The organism is Paenibacillus turicensis, assembly GCF_050461185.1.
GTDB classification, from domain to species: Bacteria; Bacillota; Bacilli; order Paenibacillales; family Paenibacillaceae; genus Fontibacillus; species Fontibacillus turicensis_A.
This window is the reverse complement of sequence record NZ_JBCMOR010000004.1, coordinates 31,449-49,949: the sequence shown is the minus strand read 5'-3', so window position 1 is coordinate 49,949 and position 18,501 is coordinate 31,449. Positions and strand designations below refer to the sequence as shown.

The 18,501-nt window shown below is 41.6% G+C and carries 16 protein-coding genes; all 16 read left to right on the top strand.

Features of this window, described 5'->3' with window-relative positions:
• Nucleotides 1-199 precede the first annotated feature (199 nt).
• The 16 genes from spoVT (at nucleotide 200) to ABE099_RS01855 (ending at nucleotide 18,487) form a co-directional block, all read left to right on the top strand.
• Nucleotides 200-742 carry a stage V sporulation protein T gene (spoVT, locus tag ABE099_RS01930; RefSeq protein ID WP_210090940.1) on the top strand — a complete coding sequence of 181 codons (543 nt, stop codon included), beginning with the start codon at nucleotides 200-202 and terminating at the stop codon, nucleotides 740-742.
• A 134-nt stretch (nucleotides 743-876) separates the two neighbouring features.
• The gene (locus ABE099_RS01925) at nucleotides 877-2,523 is read left to right on the top strand and encodes a putative polysaccharide biosynthesis protein (RefSeq protein WP_430026892.1); all 1,647 of its coding nucleotides are present in this window, start codon (nucleotides 877-879) and stop codon (nucleotides 2,521-2,523) included.
• A gap of 94 nt (nucleotides 2,524-2,617) precedes the next feature.
• The gene (mazG, locus tag ABE099_RS01920; RefSeq protein ID WP_430026891.1) at nucleotides 2,618-4,111 is read left to right on the top strand and encodes a nucleoside triphosphate pyrophosphohydrolase; all 1,494 of its coding nucleotides are present in this window, start codon (nucleotides 2,618-2,620) and stop codon (nucleotides 4,109-4,111) included.
• A 213-nt stretch (nucleotides 4,112-4,324) separates the two neighbouring features.
• Nucleotides 4,325-4,597, top strand: coding sequence for an HU family DNA-binding protein (locus tag ABE099_RS01915; RefSeq protein ID WP_210090942.1), 273 nt, complete (start codon nucleotides 4,325-4,327; stop codon nucleotides 4,595-4,597).
• Nucleotides 4,597-4,875 carry an RNA-binding S4 domain-containing protein gene (locus tag ABE099_RS01910; protein WP_210090943.1) on the top strand — a complete coding sequence of 93 codons (279 nt, stop codon included), beginning with the start codon at nucleotides 4,597-4,599 and terminating at the stop codon, nucleotides 4,873-4,875. Before ABE099_RS01915 ends, ABE099_RS01910 begins: the two co-directional genes overlap by 1 nt.
• Before the next feature lie 163 nt (nucleotides 4,876-5,038).
• Nucleotides 5,039-5,320 (top strand): sporulation protein YabP, encoded by a 282-nt coding sequence (yabP, locus tag ABE099_RS01905; protein ID WP_210090944.1) that lies wholly within the window; start codon nucleotides 5,039-5,041, stop codon nucleotides 5,318-5,320.
• Between the two features lie 8 nt (nucleotides 5,321-5,328).
• Entirely contained in the window at nucleotides 5,329-5,898 is a 570-nt protein-coding gene (yabQ, locus tag ABE099_RS01900) for a spore cortex biosynthesis protein YabQ (RefSeq protein ID WP_430026890.1), read from the top strand.
• Nucleotides 5,899-5,918: 20 nt separating this feature from the next.
• Nucleotides 5,919-6,272, top strand: coding sequence for an FtsB family cell division protein (locus tag ABE099_RS01895; RefSeq protein WP_430026889.1), 354 nt, complete (start codon nucleotides 5,919-5,921; stop codon nucleotides 6,270-6,272).
• Between the two features lie 119 nt (nucleotides 6,273-6,391).
• Nucleotides 6,392-6,886, top strand: a complete 495-nt coding sequence (locus ABE099_RS01890) for a S1 domain-containing RNA-binding protein (protein WP_210090947.1) — start codon at nucleotides 6,392-6,394, stop codon at nucleotides 6,884-6,886.
• Between the two features lie 514 nt (nucleotides 6,887-7,400).
• Nucleotides 7,401-9,908, top strand: coding sequence for a stage II sporulation protein E (gene spoIIE, locus ABE099_RS01885; protein ID WP_430026888.1), 2,508 nt, complete (start codon nucleotides 7,401-7,403; stop codon nucleotides 9,906-9,908).
• Nucleotides 9,909-10,208: 300 nt separating this feature from the next.
• Nucleotides 10,209-11,591 (top strand): ABC transporter substrate-binding protein, encoded by a 1,383-nt coding sequence (locus ABE099_RS01880; protein WP_430026887.1) that lies wholly within the window; start codon nucleotides 10,209-10,211, stop codon nucleotides 11,589-11,591.
• Between the two features lie 93 nt (nucleotides 11,592-11,684).
• Nucleotides 11,685-14,564 carry an extracellular solute-binding protein gene (locus ABE099_RS01875; RefSeq protein WP_430026917.1) on the top strand — a complete coding sequence of 960 codons (2,880 nt, stop codon included), beginning with the start codon at nucleotides 11,685-11,687 and terminating at the stop codon, nucleotides 14,562-14,564.
• A 51-nt stretch (nucleotides 14,565-14,615) separates the two neighbouring features.
• Nucleotides 14,616-15,551, top strand: a complete 936-nt coding sequence (locus ABE099_RS01870) for a carbohydrate ABC transporter permease (RefSeq protein WP_430026916.1) — start codon at nucleotides 14,616-14,618, stop codon at nucleotides 15,549-15,551.
• Nucleotides 15,552-15,554: 3 nt separating this feature from the next.
• On the top strand, nucleotides 15,555-16,418 hold the full coding sequence (locus tag ABE099_RS01865; protein WP_430026886.1) for a carbohydrate ABC transporter permease: 864 nt from the start codon (nucleotides 15,555-15,557) through the stop codon (nucleotides 16,416-16,418).
• 19 nt (nucleotides 16,419-16,437) lie between these two features.
• Nucleotides 16,438-17,877 (top strand): tetratricopeptide repeat protein, encoded by a 1,440-nt coding sequence (locus ABE099_RS01860; RefSeq protein ID WP_430026885.1) that lies wholly within the window; start codon nucleotides 16,438-16,440, stop codon nucleotides 17,875-17,877.
• Nucleotides 17,864-18,487 carry a YIP1 family protein gene (locus ABE099_RS01855; RefSeq protein ID WP_430026884.1) on the top strand — a complete coding sequence of 208 codons (624 nt, stop codon included), beginning with the start codon at nucleotides 17,864-17,866 and terminating at the stop codon, nucleotides 18,485-18,487. Before ABE099_RS01860 ends, ABE099_RS01855 begins: the two co-directional genes overlap by 14 nt.
• The last annotated feature ends 14 nt before the right edge of the window (nucleotides 18,488-18,501 follow it).

The following is an 18,501-nucleotide window of genomic DNA, read 5'->3' as shown; positions in this document are numbered from 1 at the left end:
GTTTCGTAGCTACCACCCCATTTTGTCAACCAAGTATTATTAACAACCAAATATTTATAACTTCTCACCACTGTTTGCATAAATCTTTGGAAACGGATGAATACTATGGTCAGAATCACAGCGAACACAATTTAAGCAGATTTCTTTCATGCTTTTTTAGATGAAGTTTAAACTTTGATGAAAGTGGGGCAACATGTAAATGAAAGCAACAGGTATTGTACGCCGTATTGATGATTTGGGTCGCGTTGTTATTCCTAAGGAAATTCGTAGAACCTTACGTATTCGTGAAGGGGATCCTTTAGAAATTTTTGTGGATCGCGATGGTGAGGTAATTTTGAAAAAGTATTCTCCAATTGGAGAGCTTGGCGACTTTGCTAAGGAATATGCGGAGTCTTTGTATGAAAGCACTGGTCATATTACTTTAATTTCAGATCGTGATACGATTATTGCTGTGGCAGGGACCTCCAAGAAGGAATACTTGGACAAGTCGATCAGCGCAATGTTAGAGAGCAGTATGGAAGGTCGCAAAATTATAGTACAAAGTAATGCAGGCACTTATGAAATGTACAAGGATCATCCTGAAAGCATCTCTGCTTTTGTTATCGCCCCAATCATTTCTGGCGGTGACCCAATTGGTACTGTGATTCTGCTTAACAGAGAAGAAAACGTTAAAATGTCTGAGCTTGAGTCCAAAATGGCTGAAACTGCAGCCGGATTTTTGGCTAAGCAAATGGAACAATGATGAAATAACGCTCCTACACCAGTTCATATTGAATCTATGGTGTGGGAGTGTTATTTTTTTATGTCCTTTGTGTGTTGCTTCAATTTCGTCATATAATGATGAAGGATGACAAGTGCATGGAGGATATGTACATAATGCATAAAAATAATCATGTTAATAAAAAACGCTCCAGCGGCTTGCTTAAAGGTGCAGTAGTACTAACAGCGGCGGCTATTATTACGAAGTTATTAGGGACACTGCAAAAAATCCCTTTGCAAAATATTGGTGGCGATGGTGTTTTTGGTATTTATAATACGGTATACCCTTTTTATAATATGGCAATTATTATCGCAACGGCAGGTTTCCCTACCGCGATTGCTAAATTTGTTGCAGAGCGAGACCTTGCTCACAATGGGCGAGGACAGGGACAACGTCAAGTTTTATCAATAGCGACATGGGTGCTAGTTATTTTAGGTAGCTTAAGTGCCATTACGTTATATTTAGGTGCGCCGCTAATTTCTGTGCTCATTGGCACGAAATCGATCATTCCAGCACTACAAGCATGTGCCCCTGCCTTATTATTTGTACCTCTAAGTGCAGGTTTGCGTGGTTATTTTCAGGGATTACAGGATATGGTACCCACTGCGATATCGCAGGTGATTGAGCAGTTCGTGCGCGTAGGTGTCATGATTGTGCTGCTCTTATATTTTCATCGTCTACAGGCTAGTGATGATGTGATTGCTGGTGGGGCGTTAGCAGGCTCAGCGGTGGGTGGCTTTGCAGGATTGATTGTCATGCTGCTCTATTGGATTCAATATAAACGGGGAATAAGTAAAATTCCAACTCCAACTCAATTCCACTATGAGGCAGAGCATGCATCTAAGCCAAATAATTATGCATTACTAAAAGAAATGCTACGTTATGCGTGGCCGATTTGTTTGGCAGCTTTAGCTGTTCCTTTGATTAGTCTAATGGATACATTTACATTGCCTAGATTATTAGGCGACATTCATGGCGAGGCCTATGCAATGAATGAAATTGGAGTATATAACCGTGGGATTCCCTTGGTGCAGTTAGTGACAATGATCGCTTCCTCATTATCTGTATTATTTATTCCTAGATTAGCGCAACTCAAGCTTGTAGACGATCAAGATGGGATTCGGCAACAAAGCACGATTGCATTACGTTGGTGCTGGTTAATTGGGCTGGCCTCTTCTATGGGCTTAGCATTGCTATCAGAGCCAATTAACGTCATGTTATACAAGGATGATGTTGGAACAGGGACTTTTGCTTGGATTGCCTGGACAGCAGCCCCAGGGGCGTTAGCGTACGTGTCGGCGGCACTTTTACAAGGAATAGGGCGAGCGCATGCCCCCGCTGTCCATTTATTAATTGCAGCTAGTATGAAGTTAGGCTTGAACCTTATTCTTGTCCCGTTACTTGGGAGGGATGGCGCGGCAATTTCAGGGATTGGGGCTTATATGTTAGCAGCAGGGCTGAATATTTATCTACTCTGGCGTTTAAAAGTAATTAAGCTCAATTTACGTCAAATTTTAATGAAGCCGATGCTTGCTTGTTTAGCGATGTCCATAGGCTTGCTTATTTTGCATATGTTCGTTTATTTTTTATTGCCTGAAAAGCGTATTATCGCTTTAGTCCATAGCTTAGTGGGGGTTTGTTTAGGTGTCATATTATTTGGTTTAACCTTACTAAAAAGTAACTTTATTAGTCAGCAGGAGCTGTTAACACTGCCTAAAATTGGTCCAAAGCTTGTAAAGCTGATAGAGAAACTCAAACGATAAATTTGTAAATGGCGTATACTTTTATGTATAATCTCACAGGAAGCATGTATAATTCTGTTGCTTTGGATGAGTGGAACGGGAGTGTGGAAAAGGTATGGGAGCAATGATTAGTGTGGTAGGCTTAGGTTCTGGTGATCCTGATCGACTCACACTTGGTATTTTAAAGCAGCTACAAGGCGCACAGCATAGATATGCACGCAGTAAGGATCATCCAGTCATTAGCTGGCTAGAGAACGATGGGATCGACTTTACTTCCTTTGACCATGTGTATGAGAAGCATGAAGATTTTCCTTCGGTGTATCAAGAAATTGCTGATCTATTGGTCAGTTATGCAAAGGACTTACCAGCGGGAGAGCAGCTACTGTACGCTGTTCCAGGGCATCCCATGGTGGCAGAGTCAACTGTACAGCTATTAATGGAGCGTTGTCCGTTAGAAGGCATCACCCTGCATATAACAGGCGGAGAAAGCTTTTTGGATGAGGCATTTTTACGTCTTGGCTTTGATCCGATAGATGGGTTTCAGCTACTTGATGCTTCTACAGTCATCACGGGTCAAGTTAATCCGAAGCTTCATACGTTGATTGGACAAGTGTATGATACTTTTACGGCATCTGATGTGAAGCTTAGTCTAATGGAGGTATTCCCCGATGACTATGAGGTCGTGGTTGCTCATGCATTAGGGGTAGAGGGACAGGAGCAGGTCGTTCGTATTCCTTTATATGAGCTTGATCGAAATACGGGGTATGGCAATTTGTCGTTAATTTATGTCCCAAGAAGCTTGGATGAGGCGTTGCAGGTGCGTAGCTTTGAAAGGCTGCATGAAATTGTTCAAATATTGCGTAGTCCCGGTGGTTGTCCATGGGATATCGCTCAAACGCACACTTCCATTCGTAAAAACCTGATCGAAGAAACGTATGAGGTGCTTGAAACGATCGATGAGGATGATCCAGATCATATGCAGGAGGAGCTTGGGGACCTATTGCTTCAAGTTATGCTTCACGCACAGATGGAAGAAGAGACAGGCACTTTTAGTGTTTATGATGTCATTCAAAGTCTAAATGAAAAGCTGCTCTATCGACACCCGCATGTGTTTGGTGACCTTAGTGCGGAGGATGCCGAGGCTGCACTAAAAAATTGGGATGCGATGAAAGCGGAAGAGAAGCGTGCTAAGGGAATTGAACCTGAGAAGCTATCTGCGCTAGATGGGGTTCCTCGTGATTTGCCTGCCCTAATGAAGGCCTATAAATTACAGAAAAAGGCCGCTAAGGTTGGCTTTGACTGGGATCATCTGGACGGTGCATGGGCTAAGGTAGAGGAAGAGCTAGGAGAACTAAAGCAAGCCATTTCTGAAGGTTATAGTGCAACTGAGAAAACTTTGGAGCTTGGTGATTTGTTATTTGCAATTGTCAATGTTTCTAGGTTCATTGATGTTGATCCAGAAGAGGCTTTATCCAAAACGATTGGGAAGTTCAAGGCTAGATTTCACTATATTGAGGATAAGTTAGCAGCAGAGGGACAGTCCTTGAAGGCAACTAGTCTAGCTAGAATGGATGAGCTATGGAATGAAGCCAAGGCGACTACAAAATAATTATGATCTACCAAGCAGGATTTTTGAGTTGTAGAAAGAATATTCATACAAGTGAATCAATTTCATTTTTTTTGCAGTATATAAAACTATATATTGTATGTCCAGCTTGAAAACCTTATGATAAAATTGGTTCAACCAACGTTAAAAATGAGTAGAATTCCATTTCTACTTATAGCACTACTATTATTTTCAATTATTTAGGAGGCATTAATTATGAACAAGACAGATCTAATTAACAACATTTCCAGCAAAAGCGGATTGACAAAAAAAGACGTTGAGTCTGTATTAAATGGTTTTTTGGGTGAAATTACTGAAGCATTAGCAGGTGGAGATAAAGTACAGTTGATTGGCTTTGGTACATTTGAAACTCGCAAACGTGCTGGTCGTACAGGCCGTAACCCACAAACAGGTAAAACAATCGAAATTCCTGCATCTAACGTTCCCGCATTTAAAGCAGGTAACAAGCTAAAAGAAGCGGTAAAATAATGAGATTAGACAAGTTCCTCAAAGTCTCAAGACTGATTAAGCGGCGTACTGTGGCTAAGGATATCTCACAACAAGGGAGAGTCCTTATCAATGGACGCGAATCCAAGCCAAGTACGGTGGTTAAGGTTGGGGACGAGCTAACTGTACAGTTTGGACAAAAGCTGGTTACAGTCCGCGTGGAACGTTTAGCGGATAATGTCCGCAAAGAAGAGGCCGCTACGATGTATACTTTAGTGAAGGAAGAGCCTATAGCTAAAGATAACGTCCTCGATTTTTAATGATTGCAGGTTGATGCTACGCACTCCAATGTTGGAGTGCGTTTTTTTATATTGTTGTTTATGATGTTGTAAATCAAGGCGAATAGCTTTTTTTCTTTTGTCTTCCTGTTCTAAATGGACAAAGTACCCCATAAGCTATCTGTAAGAAGGGGGGGTACATGCTATGGTTGAACAAAATAAAGGAAAACGTCAGGAATTACATTTGTTACATCGCAAGCTACTTGAGCTTAGTGGCGTAATAAATGTCGAAAGTTTCGATAATGAAGAATTTTTGCTGCAGACAGAGTTGGGGCACTTAACGATTAAAGGACAAAATTTGCATATTAAAAACTTAGACCTGGAGCAGGGCTTGGTAAGTATTGAGGGTTTAGTCCACTCGCTCTCATATATAGATCCTGGTTCAAAGTCATCTAGTAAAGGGTGGCTTGGCAAGTTACTCCGATGAATTTACATATGCAGTGGATAACTTTATTGTGGATGATGTTTTCCGGTGCATTAATGGGGGTAATCTATGATAGCTATCGAATTGTGTCAGGCAGGCTACAGGTAGCCAATATCATTAATCATATGCTTGATGTCGTTTATTGGATTGCGGCAGCATTATTTGTCTTTCATAATTTATATCACAGCAACTTTGGCGAGCTTCGTTTTTACGTATTTTTGGGGCTTTTTATAGGTGTATGGATCTATTTTTTATTTCTTAGTTTTATCACAGAAAAAATTGTGGTAACCTTAATAAAGGTGACTTCATATATTTATAACTTAATCCTAAAAATATTTAGCATTATGATCATAACACCATTAGTTGGTTTATTTAAAGTTTTAAGGGTGCTGTTATTATGGCTGTGGACTGTAGTTGTAAACATTGCAAAAATAATAAGTAAAATAACAGTGATTCCACTTTGGAAGCTTTTTGCGTGGGCAACCAAGCCATTATGGAAACATTTCTTTGTTCCTAAATGGGTAAACAGCATATGGAATAAAATTGTAACAATATGGACTAAACTTTTTCCTAATAATTGATGATGTATGGAGGTGTCTTGATGGGCTCGGTCAGATCAATTAAAAAAAATCAAAAAAACCAGCCTAACACTCCAGCCAATGCTGCTGGCGCACGTAGACGGCTTAAAATTTGGGCGACATGTATAGTTTTATTTCTAGCTTGGGCAGGTTATACTTATTATGTACAAGCAGAGGAGATTTCTGGAAAGTCTCAACAGCTTAGTGAAACAAAGGCTTCCTTAGACGAAACTCAGCAGAAGCTAGAGCAATTAAAATATGAGATTAGTCGCTTACAGGATCCAGAGTATATTGGGCAAATTGCGATGAAAAAATACGGTTTATATAAGCCCGGTGAACTTCCTGTGCGTATACCTAGTAATGAATCACAAAAATGATTAACCTTAGGGGATATACGTCTGTTGACCTTATTTCATTCATTGAGTTATAATCAAATCACCGCAGTCAAGACTTTAAGGCCTGGCTGTATATTTTCAAGGGAGGATCATTTTATTTTATGGCAATAGAAGTGGGCACCAAGTTAGAAGGAAAAGTGACAGGCATCACGCATTTCGGAGCATTTGTGGATCTGTCAGGAGGTGTCACGGGTCTTGTTCATATCTCGGAGATCGCCGATAACTATGTGAAAGACGTCAATGATCATCTGAAGATAGGCGATGCAGTTACCGTGAAGGTAATTAATGTCGATAAGGACGGCAAGATCGGACTTTCCATTAAACAGGCCGTAGACAAACCGGTAGAAGCTGTTAGACCACCTCGTGCACCAAGACCAGACCGTCCATTTAACGGAGGCGGTCGTGAAGGAGAACGTTCTGGTGGAGGCGGCGGATTTAATCGTGACCGTGGTGGACGTTCATTTAAGCCACCTGCAACAAAGGCAACTTTTGAAGATAAGGTTTCTCGTTTCCTTAAGGATAGCGAAGAGCGTATATCTTCTTTGAAGAAAAATACGGAAGGCAAACGTGGAGGACGCGGAGCTAAACGTATGTAATCTAACTTTATAAATCAGACGTACCGTAGGCAGTGTTATTGCCTACGGTTTTTTGTGTTTTAAATATAATTGTGGTTGAAAAGGCTAGAGATGGAAGCTACAAAACAGAGGGTTCTTCCGATCATTGTTAAAACCAGATTTCTTTTATTGAAAACTTTATTGTTAAAGTCTGTGTGAGTTGCTTGTCTACCACAATTTAAATATAAACCCCAAAAATAATTTTAAAATTTTTTTGTCGTCTTCCCTCTTTTGACGACAGGTTATTACGCGTTTTTAGCTAATTGAGTCTGTAATGATGCGGTATAGAGCTAAAATTATTTTTTTATTAAGCGAACGTATGCACGTAGTAGCCCGTTTGAGCATAGAGTAGGCTTACATTCGTGTTTTCTTTTAGGTTAGGCTCAATTTGTCGTAAATTTCTTTTATGTTACCTCCTGCATTTGACAAACTTTCTGAAGTCATCCACCTATAATGGGACATACCTTACTAAAAACCAAAAGAGGTGGAGCTAAAAATGATGGAAAAGTGGAATGCCATTACATTTCCAAGCTTTAAACGGAATAAAGCAAAACGCTCAGACGTACAAAAAAGGCAAAACAATAGTTTGCCCGCGTTCGATAAATTCAAAAAAATCGTCTCGATCAACAAGTGGAATGCGATTTTAATGTTTATGGGTTTTCTGTTAGGTAAAGCAACCATCTTAGGCGAGTTATCACCATTTGCGGCCGCTTTTTTTGCAGTTATCGTATTTATGAGAAGGGATATGACATTCCTAACCGGTGTGTCCATTATAGCTGGTGCATTAATGATACCCGGTTCTACGATACATGCGTTGTCGATTACAGCCGAGCTGCTCATTTTTTATTTTATTCTTAAAGGTGTAGAATCGTTTGACCGATCGGATATTTCATATGCGCCGCTGATGGTCTTTACGTCTACTTTTTTTGTAGGGCTATTTGAAGGGGTTATTGGTTCATCAATGACATGGTATAGCTTAACCATGATGACGATGGATGCCATTTTAAGCTTTGTACTTACATTAGTTTTCATGCAGGCGATCCCCGTATTATCCAACCATAAGAAGCATTACCAGTTAAAGCATGAAGAAATATTATGTCTCGTCATTTTACTTGCGTCTGTGATGACTGGTTCTGTAGGATGGGAAATTTCAGGGTTGTCTGTGGAGCATATATTATCTCGCTATCTGATTCTAGTATTTGCATTAGTAGGTGGAGCGCCCTTAGGTGCTTCAGTTGGCGTAATTACTGGCTTAATCTTGAGCCTAGCAGATACATCCGCATTATATCAAATGAGCTTGTTAGCCTTTGCAGGTATGCTAGCAGGGATGGTTCGTGAAGGGAAGAAATGGGCGGTTGGCTTTGGTATGTTATTAGGCTCTTCGATCTTATCGGTATATTTACCTGGACAAGCTGACATTATGTTATCGACATGGGAAAGCTGTATCGCTGTTGCCGTCTTCCTACTGACACCTGCAAGTATGATTAGTATGATTTCTAAATATGTACCCGGGACAAAGGATTATACAGAGTCTCAATATGAATATGCGAGAAGAGTACGTGATATTACTGCGGAGCGAGTGAATCAATTTTCAGAGGTGTTTAAGCAGCTATCAAAAAGCTTTGGGGTCATGTCCACATCTGGCGAAATGGCGAAGCGGGATCAGGATATGGATCATTTTATGAATGCAGTGACTGAAGGGGCTTGCGCAACGTGCCATAAACGACATAATTGCTGGGATCAAAAATTTTATCAGACCTATAAGTACATGACAGATATGATGACGGCGGTAGAGGATGATCCACAAATGTCAGAGAAGGACATCCCTACTGGGTGGAGACGTATATGTGCGAAAAGTGATCAGGTGCTTGGTCTAATGAAATCTCAATATGATATGTTCCAGCATGACATGCACTGGAAGCGGCAAATTTATGATAGTAGGCAGCTAGTAGCGGAGCAATTGTCTGGTGTTTCTCAGGTAATGGAGGATTTAGCCAAGGAAATTAAACGTGAAGGACAAGCTTTATTTAAGCAGGAGGAGCAAATTAGAGAGGCGCTTGAGAAAATGGGCTTATCCATCCATAACATAGACATTATTAATCTTGACCATGGTAGCGTCGAAATTGAAATGATTCATGCGTACACACGTGGTTATGACGAATGTCGCAAAATTATAGCCCCTTTACTATCAGATATTTTAGGCGAGCATATTGCGGTCGTGCAGGAGACGCCGTTAGGAGGGAAGGAAGGATTAGCGATTGTTACTTTGAAATCAGCCAAGCTATTTGAGGTGCATACCGGAATGGCAGGTACAGCTAAAGGGGGCGACTTATTATCTGGGGATAGCTATAGCGCGATGGAAATTGGCAATGGCACGTATGCTGTAGCGATTAGTGATGGGATGGGCAATGGGGAACGAGCTCGAATTGAGAGCAGTACAGCCCTTACGATTCTAGAGCAGCTCCTTCAGTCTGGTATGGATGAGACACTTGCGATTAAATCTGTGAATTCTATTTTAATGCTACGCTCTCCCGATGAAGTATATGCTACGGTGGATATGGCACTAATTGATCAATACTCAGCTCGGACTACATTTATGAAAATTGGTTCTTCACCAAGCTTTATTAAGAGAGGTAATGAAGTTATTCCAATCTCAGCAAGCAATTTACCTATTGGTATTATTCAAGATATAGAAATTGACCTTGTCACTGTCCAGCTTCTTCCAGGGGATACGCTTATTATGATGACAGATGGCATTTATGATGCACCAGGCCACGCCGTAAATAAAGAGATGTGGATCAAACGCTTAATTCAGCAAGTACAGGATGATGACCCACAGGTGATGGCAGATTGCCTATTAGAGTCCGTTATTCGCTATCAGAGTAATGTGATCCATGACGATATGACGGTGGTGATTGCAAGGGTAGATCATACAAGGCCACAGTGGTCTACGGTTCATATTCCCGGTGTATCCTCAGTGGAACGTCCAAGATCAGTAAGTTAACTTGATGTATTTTTCGATTGCTCTTTATGAACATAAGGCCTCCAACCGTTTGGGCGGTATTGGCGGCTTTTTTTATTGACCAAAAAGGGAAATTGAGGATATAATGAAATGGGTTTCATGAAAACCCTTACATTAAAATATATTAGTTATATCAATGCTTTTTTTGAAGGGAATTTTATCATAATCTGAGTTAGGGGGAGGGCCATCTAGAGCATATTAGCGTATTCCATTAAAATGCTTGAGTCGGATTTCTAACTAAACTTTAGGGGAGCGTGCTTAACAGTGAAAGAGATGAAAAAAATGAAATCGAATTTACTTGTTATGTTATTGGCTTTAATCACTATCCTATCTGCTTGCAGTGGTGGAAACAGTACACAAGAAGGGACACCTAAACCAGCAAATAAGAGTGACAACAAAGAAGTAACCGCACCTGTAGAAGCTGAAAAGGAAGAGAAGTATGATTTGGGTGGACGTGAAATATTAATTTCCCACTGGTGGGATGCAACGCCAAAGGGTGATTCTGAGGCGGATGAGTTAGCACGTGAGCGTATTAAAAAAGTTGAAGAAAAATACAAGGTAAAAATTAAATATATTGAAACTGAATATTGGTCCACTTCTGAGAAGTTATCCTCCTCTGTGTTAGCAAACGAGCCTTTTGCAGATATTGTTCGCCTACCTGATGGTTTTATTTGGGGACTTATGCAAGGAGGCTTCCTGACGCCACTCGATGACTACCTCAAAGAGACACGGATTGCACCTGATGTTGTGAAAGCGCTATCTTTTGGTGGCGATAAGATTTATGGTCTGGAAGGTTGGTATAACGCCAACGATTCAGGCATGTTTTATAACAAACGTATTTTTAAGGAAGCAGGTCTGAAGGACCCGCAGCAATTAATGGACGAGGATAACTGGAACTGGAATAGCATGCTGGATGCGGCTAAGAAGCTAACAAAAGGCACAAAAAGTGATGGAAAATCAGGTCAATACGGCCTAGCGGGAGCTCATTATGTATGGTCAGACATGTTGATTGCTAGCAATGGCGGTCAAATCTATGATGAGGCGAATAAAAAGGTGATGTTTGATTCGCCTAAATCTATGGAAGCGCTTAACTTCCTATACAGTCTTTATAACGAACATAAGGTCATTAAGCCAAATGAAGGGAACGATTGGGAGGACCCTGCTAAATATTTTGCAGAAGGAAAAATTGCAATGTACCCCGGTGGTTTGTGGGAAATCGAAGGACGTATTCTTGATAAGCTGAAGGATGAGTGGGGTTACGTATATATGCCAAAAGGTCCTGCCGCGACAAGCTATTACGATCAGGTGGGCCAAACTGCAGTTTATGTTATTCCTAAAGGTGTAAAGGATGCAGATGTAATTGTGAAAATGTGGGAGGATTTGCAAGACTTCGATCGTTGGTCAGAAAACCGCCGACTGTGGCTGGAAAATGTCCTTCCTGATGAAGCCTCTATTGCAAATGCGATGAATGATAATGGGAAGGTTCAACGTGTGTTTGGAGGGCGTTTTGGTGGACTTGGCGTAAAGGAGAAGCTGGATACGATCACTGAAAAATTCGTGAAGGGTACAGTAACGCCTTCTACTGGTGTTGCCCAAATTGTTGGACCTGCACAAGCAGCAGCTGAAAAAGTATTACGTGGGGAAGTAGAGCAGGAAAAAAAATAACGAGATAATAACATCTCCATTATCATCACTAGCTAGTCAGTTAAAGGGGGAAAATGGGTGAAACTTACATTATCTAAAGTGACGGTCACCTGTATGCTTCTTATCACTGCAATCTTAGTAGTCATGCTTTTCCCTATTTCTCATTCAGGAGCAAAGTATACACATGCCAACGTAAGCTTAACCTCTGATCTGCTAAATTCAGAGCAGACTTTAGGTTCTGCCGATGAGAACAGCTATGACCATTATTTGAGGAAGCATAAAAATGAGCCACAGCCAAGTGATGAAATACTCATACAAGGGGCTAACTATACTGTCGCTAAGGACATGAGTCCTCAATTGATTACTGAGCTTGGAGGGGAAGTTGGTAAGTTTCTTCGTACGGAGGAGCATGGTTCTGTAACGTGGGAGCTGAATGTCCCGCAATCAGGGATGTATCATATGACACTCCGATACTTTCCGATTGAGGGGAAGAGCTCTGCAATCGAGCGAGAATTGCTTATTGATGGTCAAACTCCATTTAGCAGTGCACGTAATTTAAGTTTTCATCGCGTCTGGGCTAACGAAAAAAACAAGATTGAACAGGATAGCCGAGGTAATGACTTACGTCCACGTCAAGTGGAGGCACCAAGGTGGCAGGAGGCGGTATTTAGAGATACAGAGGGCTATTATGAGGAGCCTTATCGGTTTTATTTTTCAGCAGGACAGCATACGGTGACCCTTATATCTACGAGAGAACCGATGGTGATTGATTCAATAAAGTTACATCCCTATAAATCGCCTCCTGCCTACGAAGAGGTAAGTAAGGAATTTGATTCCAAGGGCTACAAGGAAACAATAGGACATCTCATTAAAGTTCAAGGTGAAGATGCTGTGTATAAATCCTCTCCAACGTTGTATCCCATTACAGATCGGTCGAGTCCATCCACAGAGCCTTATGACGTTTCAAAAATTCGTATGAATACGATTGGGGGTAACAATTGGCGAATACCTGGTCAGTGGATCGCATGGGAGATGGAAGTTCCTGAGGATGGTTTATACAAAATTGCAATTAAGAGCAGACAGGAATTGCTGCGTGGTATTTATTCCACGCGGTCCTTGCAAATTGATGGAGAGGTCCCATTTAAGGAAATGCTTCAAATTCCATTTTTTTATAACTCCGATTGGCAGATGAACGTGCTTGGTACAAGTGAGGAGCCGTACCTTTTTTATCTGACTAAGGGTAAGCACGAATTAAAGCTTGAGGTGAGTCTGGGCGCAATCGCACCGCTGATCCGTCAGGTGGAAAATAGCGTGTTAGAGATCAATGCAATGTATCGAAAAATATTGATGATTACAGGAAATGTACCTGATCCTTATCGTGATTATCAATTAGATAAACAAATTCCTGATATGACAAAGGTATTTAAGGAGCAAAGTGATGTTTTATATGCAGTATCTGAAGCACTGATTGCATTGACGGGAGAAAAAAGTGATAAGACCGCAATTTTAAATAAAACCGCCTATCAATTAGCTGATCTAGCAGAGAAACCAGATACGGTGCAAAAACGACTTTCTCAATTCAAAATTAACGTCGGTAGTGTTGGCTCTTGGATTTTAGAGGTGCGCGAACAACCTCTTGAAATTGATTATTTAGCGTTAGCATCAACAGATATCGATTTACCTGCTGCCAATGCTTCTGGACTTAAAAAGGCCGGACATGAAATTTCCTCCTTCCTTCATTCTTTTTTTGAAGACTACAACACAATTGGGACCACGACAGCCGCAGATCAAACGATAGATGTGTGGATTGGAACCGGTCGAGATCAGGCACAGGTGCTGAAAGCAATGATCGACGATACGTTTACACCTCTAACTGGCATTAGTGTTAATTTGAAGCTGGTGAACGCCGATGTTTTGCTACGTGCCTCATTAGCAGGAGAAGGACCTGATGTAGCGATGCAGGTGGGCAACGATGTTCCTGTTAACTTTGGAATGCGAAACGCCGCGGAGGATTTATCGAAATACCCTGGTTATGATGAGGTCATCAAGCAGTTCAGGGACAGTGCACTAGTGCCTTATCGTTATAGTAATCAAGTTTTTGCACTACCAGAGCAACAAATTTTTAATATGCTTTTTTACCGCAAGGATATTTTGGAGCAGCTTAATGTAAAGCCTCCACAGACATGGGACGATGTGTATGCGCTAATTCCAGTGCTACAGAAGCACAATATGGATTTTGCATTCCCACTTGCTCAGACTACAGGGGTTCCTGTGCTTGAGGTGAATCGCGCCTATGCCATGCTGTTATATCAAATGGATGGCTCATTTTATTTGAATGAGGGTGCAAAAAGTGGGCTAGACACAGAAATGGGGTTAGCGGCATTTAAGTCTTGGACCAATTTCTATACGAGCTACAAATTGCCACTTATTTTTGATTTTCCGATGCGTTTTAGAACAGGTGAAATGCCAGTAGGCATTCAAGATTACACGTTTTATAACTACTTATCCGTATCTGCCCCAGAGATCAAAGGATTATGGGAATTCGTACCTGTACCTGGCTCCAAGCAAGCAGATGGCACTATACGCAGAGACGTAGCGAGTGGTGGAACGGCAACGGTGATGCTAAAGCAGGCAAAAAATAAGGATGCCGCTTGGCAGTTTATGAAATGGTGGGTCAGTAAGGATGCACAGGTTCGTTTTGGACGTGAGATGGAGGGCTTGATGGGAGCGGCAGCACGTTATCCAACGGCAAACGTGAAAGCGCTTCAAGAATTACCTTGGCCAACACGTGACTACCGCAGACTCGAAGAGCAGTGGGAATGGGTAAAGGGAATTCCAGAGGTACCAGGAGGATACTTTACAGGACGACATTTAGATAATGCATTACGTGAAGTGGTGAATAACGGAACCAACTCGACGGATGCTCTATACGATTATGTGCAAGAAATTGATTATGAAATCGAGCAAAAACGAAAAGAGTTTAATTTGGACTGAAGGCACTAGGGAGGGACTCCTTTGCAAAAAGTTAAAATTGTAGCTGAACCGATGAGCCGGCCCCAGAAATCGCCCGCAGGCTTGCCTAGAAAGTGGAACCTATTTGTTAAAGACGTAAAGCGAGATAAGCATTTGTATGTCTTGCTAACTCCTTATATGTTGTTGTTTTGCGTATTTACTGTTTTACCTATCTTGGTCTCGATTTTTTTTAGCTTTACAAGCTTTAACATGCTGGAGTTTCCACGTTGGGTAGGTTGGGAAAATTATTCTAAGCTGCTTTGGAATGATGATGTTTTTCTAATCGGGGTCAAAAATACGATCATTTTTTCCGTCATTACAGGCCCTGTCAGTTATATCTCTTGTTTTGTGTTTGCATGGCTCATTAATGAGCTGAATCCAAAGGTCAGAGCATTTATGACGCTAGTATTTTTTGCCCCGTCTATTTCGGGAAACGTATTTTTTATTTGGCAAATTATTTTTTCTGGTGATTCCTACGGAATTATGAATGGCTTTTTAATGAAAATAGGATTGATTTATGAGCCAATTTTATGGCTGCAAGACCCTAAATATATGCTGGGCATCATTATGCTTGTTCAGTTGTGGCTTAGCTTAGGCACTAGCTTTCTTGCCTTTATCGCAGGCTTGCAGACGGTGGATCGTACCTTGTATGAAGCGGGTGCGATGGACGGGGTGAAAAACCGCTGGCAGGAGCTATGGTATATTACGTTACCGTCTATGAAACCCCAATTAATGTTTGGTGCGGTAATTCAGATTACATCCTCACTAGCTGTAGCAGATGTAGCAACGGCATTAGCTGGTTTCCCAAGCGTTCAGTATGGGGCACACACTATCGTAACTCACTTAATGGATTACGGAACGATTCGCTTTGAAATGGGTTACGCTTCAGCGATTGCGACTGTATTATTCATCCTCATGTTAGGCTCCAACTTGATTGTACAAAAGCTGTTGAAGAGAGTGGGGGAATAGCGGATGAAGCTGAATGTACATCTTAAGCGGAAAATTAACCGTTCTTGGCAAGTTGACCTTTTGCTATTCCTGTTACTTGGCGCCTTTGGTGCTTTCATGGCGATTCCACTCATCTATGTTGTAAATAACGCATTTAAGCCATTGGATGAGCTGTTTGTGTTTCCACCAACATTATTTGTTCGCAACCCAACGTTTAAAAATTTTGGCGACTTGTTTCAGGTGATGAAAAACTCATGGGTGCCCTTTTCCAGATATATTTTTAACACCGTATTTATTACTGCGATTGGAACCTTTGGACATATTTTATTTGCCTCCGCGGCCGCTTATCCACTAGCAAAGCATAAATTCCGCGGACATAAGGTTTTGTTTTCGATTATTGTGTTGGCACTGATGTTTTCGCCGCATGTTACCGCGATTCCTAACTATATGATTGTGTCTACGTTAGGCTGGATGGATTCTTATAAGGCGGTGATTATTCCGGTCTTTGCTTATCCGCTTGGACTGTACCTGATGAAGCAGTTCATGGAGCAAATCCCTGATGCTTTGCTAGAGGCAGCAAAAATCGATGGAGCAAGTGAATATCGCATTTTTTTCAAAGTGGTGATGCCGCTTGTAAAACCCGCATGGCTCACCCTGCTCATTTTAATGATGCAAATGTTATGGGGGACAGACGGAGGCAGCTTTATTTACAGTGAGCAGCTTAAGACGATGCATTATGCGATGAGCCAAATTGTAGCGGGTGGGATTGCTCGGGCAGGTGTTGGTTCCGCCGTTGCGGTCATTATGATGACGGTGCCGATTGTCACCTTCCTGCTATCGCAGAGCAATGTGATTCAAACGATGGCAACGTCTGGCATGAAGGATTAAAGCGAGGGAGGCGTTAGGTTTGAAAGCAAAAGTATTACTACTGATCCTGTCCGCTTTCTTGCTGCTTGCTGGATTAAGCCCACAATTAGCTCAGGCGGCGCCATACGAGGGATATACCTACAACTATTGGGGCGAGTCAGTGAAATCGCCAGTGGCTTATCTTCCTTCTAGAGCGATCACAGGTGACGATGTAGGGACAGGCGCATGGCAATCCCCCACAGACCTATTTGTATCAGCCGATGGCTTAATTTACGTTCTGGATTCTGGTAATGGCCGTATCGTTATTTTAAATAAGAAGTGGGAAAAAGTTCGTGAAATCAAGAGTTTTGTGAACGATGGTACAGAGGATGGATTTAACAAGCCTGAAGGGTTATTTGTTACAACAGTAGGTCAAATTTATGTGGCAGATACCGAAAATAGGAGAATCATTGAATTAAATCAGGAAGGTAGCTTTGTTCGGGAAATTGGTGCGCCAAAGGCGGATGTCATTAGTGAAAGCTTTGAGTATTTCCCGAGGAAAGTCATTGTCGATAAGGCAGGTCGAATTTATGTCGTAGGAAGAGGTGTCTATGAGGGCTTAATCGAGTTTGATAGTGACGGGAACTTCACCGGCTTTATGGGGACTAACCGCGTACAATTTGATCCTGTTGAGTTGTTCTGGAAATCGATAGCGACAAAGGCACAACGGGAAAAGATGGCGCGGTTCATCCCACTAGAGTTTAACAACGCAGATGTAGATGAGGATGGCTTTATTTATACAACAACGGCGGACAAAAAATCGCTGTCATTAGTGAAAAAGCTTAATCCGTCAGGTGTGGATGTGTTGCGAGTAAATGGTGAGTTTGCCCCAATTGGAGATTTAACGAAAAATCGCTCCTCCTTTATAGACATTGATATTGCTGGCAATGGGGTATATCGAGCATTAGACTCTGTTCGTGGACGTGTATTTACCTATAACGAAGATGGGAATTTGCTGTATGTCATAGGTCAGTTAGGGGATCAATTAGGTACGTTTCGTAATCCTGTAGCGATCGAAAGTCATGACGATGCCATTTATGTGTTGGATCGCGACCTAGGATGGATTACAGAATTCAAAGCGACTCGATTTGGGCGTCTAGTGGGCGAAGCGAACCGACTATACAGCTCAGGCAAGCATGATGAGGCGGCAGAGCTGTGGAAGCAGGTGCTACAGTTAGATGCCAACTATGAAATGGCGTACGTGGGAATTGGCAAATCGATGCTTAGACAAGGGGAATACAGGGAAGCGATGACCTACTTAAAGCTAGGTAACGATCGGGAGTATTATTCCAAGGCGTTAACTAAATATCGCCGAGAGTATATGCGAGAATATTTTGGCGTTTACATGTCAGGAGCGATCGTGTTACTAATCTTAGTCGTTGGAGGAAGACGGTTCGCTAGGTCAAGAAAAAAAGGGGGAGTTCAGGATGTCGTTTCTTAAAGATATCAAGTACTTGCTTCATGTCGCCAATCACCCCTTTGATGGATTTTGGGATTTGAAATACGAAAATAAAGGGAAGCTTCGCATTGCGGTTTTCATGGTGTTCATTGTCACTGTAACGATGATTTTGAAGCGGCAATATGTAGGTTATGTTGTCAACTATAATTACCCGCTGTCTTTAAATAGCATTAATGAGTTAAAGTATATTGTTCTTCCTTTTTTGCTATGGTGTATCGCTAATTGGTCACTGACCACGCTGATGGATGGTGAAGGTAAATTCATGGAGATTGTCATTGCCACTGGATATGCGATGTTACCGCTAGTGCTGGTTAATATTCCAAATATTTTGCTCAGCAATGTCATTACGCTACGTGAAGCTTCCTTCTATTATTTGCTGGATTCCTTCGCCTTAATATGGTTTCTCTGGCTCTTATTTATCGGGACAATGACCGTGCATCAATATACAGTAACTAAAACACTAACAACGATGCTGCTGACCTTGGTCGTAATGGGCATCATTATTTTTTTAAGTTTACTGTTCTTTAACCTGATTCAGCAGGTCATTAGCTTTATTTACACCATCTATCAGGAGCTATCGTTACGTGGATAGTCTAAGAAGGGAGG

Coding starts and splice junctions, on each gene's coding strand:
- ABE099_RS01870 (WP_430026916.1), top strand. CDS start 14,616: ATGAGCCGGCCCCAGAAATCGCCCGCAGGCTTGCCTAGAAAGTGGAAC.
- yabQ (WP_430026890.1), top strand. CDS start 5,329: ATGCAGTGGATAACTTTATTGTGGATGATGTTTTCCGGTGCATTAATG.
- ABE099_RS01865 (WP_430026886.1), top strand. CDS start 15,555: ATGAAGCTGAATGTACATCTTAAGCGGAAAATTAACCGTTCTTGGCAA.
- ABE099_RS01925 (WP_430026892.1), top strand. CDS start 877: ATGCATAAAAATAATCATGTTAATAAAAAACGCTCCAGCGGCTTGCTT.
- spoIIE (WP_430026888.1), top strand. CDS start 7,401: ATGATGGAAAAGTGGAATGCCATTACATTTCCAAGCTTTAAACGGAAT.
- ABE099_RS01880 (WP_430026887.1), top strand. CDS start 10,209: ATGAAATCGAATTTACTTGTTATGTTATTGGCTTTAATCACTATCCTA.
- ABE099_RS01915 (WP_210090942.1), top strand. CDS start 4,325: ATGAACAAGACAGATCTAATTAACAACATTTCCAGCAAAAGCGGATTG.
- yabP (WP_210090944.1), top strand. CDS start 5,039: ATGGTTGAACAAAATAAAGGAAAACGTCAGGAATTACATTTGTTACAT.
- ABE099_RS01895 (WP_430026889.1), top strand. CDS start 5,919: ATGGGCTCGGTCAGATCAATTAAAAAAAATCAAAAAAACCAGCCTAAC.
- mazG (WP_430026891.1), top strand. CDS start 2,618: ATGGGAGCAATGATTAGTGTGGTAGGCTTAGGTTCTGGTGATCCTGAT.
- ABE099_RS01855 (WP_430026884.1), top strand. CDS start 17,864: ATGTCGTTTCTTAAAGATATCAAGTACTTGCTTCATGTCGCCAATCAC.
- ABE099_RS01910 (WP_210090943.1), top strand. CDS start 4,597: ATGAGATTAGACAAGTTCCTCAAAGTCTCAAGACTGATTAAGCGGCGT.
- ABE099_RS01890 (WP_210090947.1), top strand. CDS start 6,392: ATGGCAATAGAAGTGGGCACCAAGTTAGAAGGAAAAGTGACAGGCATC.
- ABE099_RS01875 (WP_430026917.1), top strand. CDS start 11,685: ATGCTTCTTATCACTGCAATCTTAGTAGTCATGCTTTTCCCTATTTCT.
- spoVT (WP_210090940.1), top strand. CDS start 200: ATGAAAGCAACAGGTATTGTACGCCGTATTGATGATTTGGGTCGCGTT.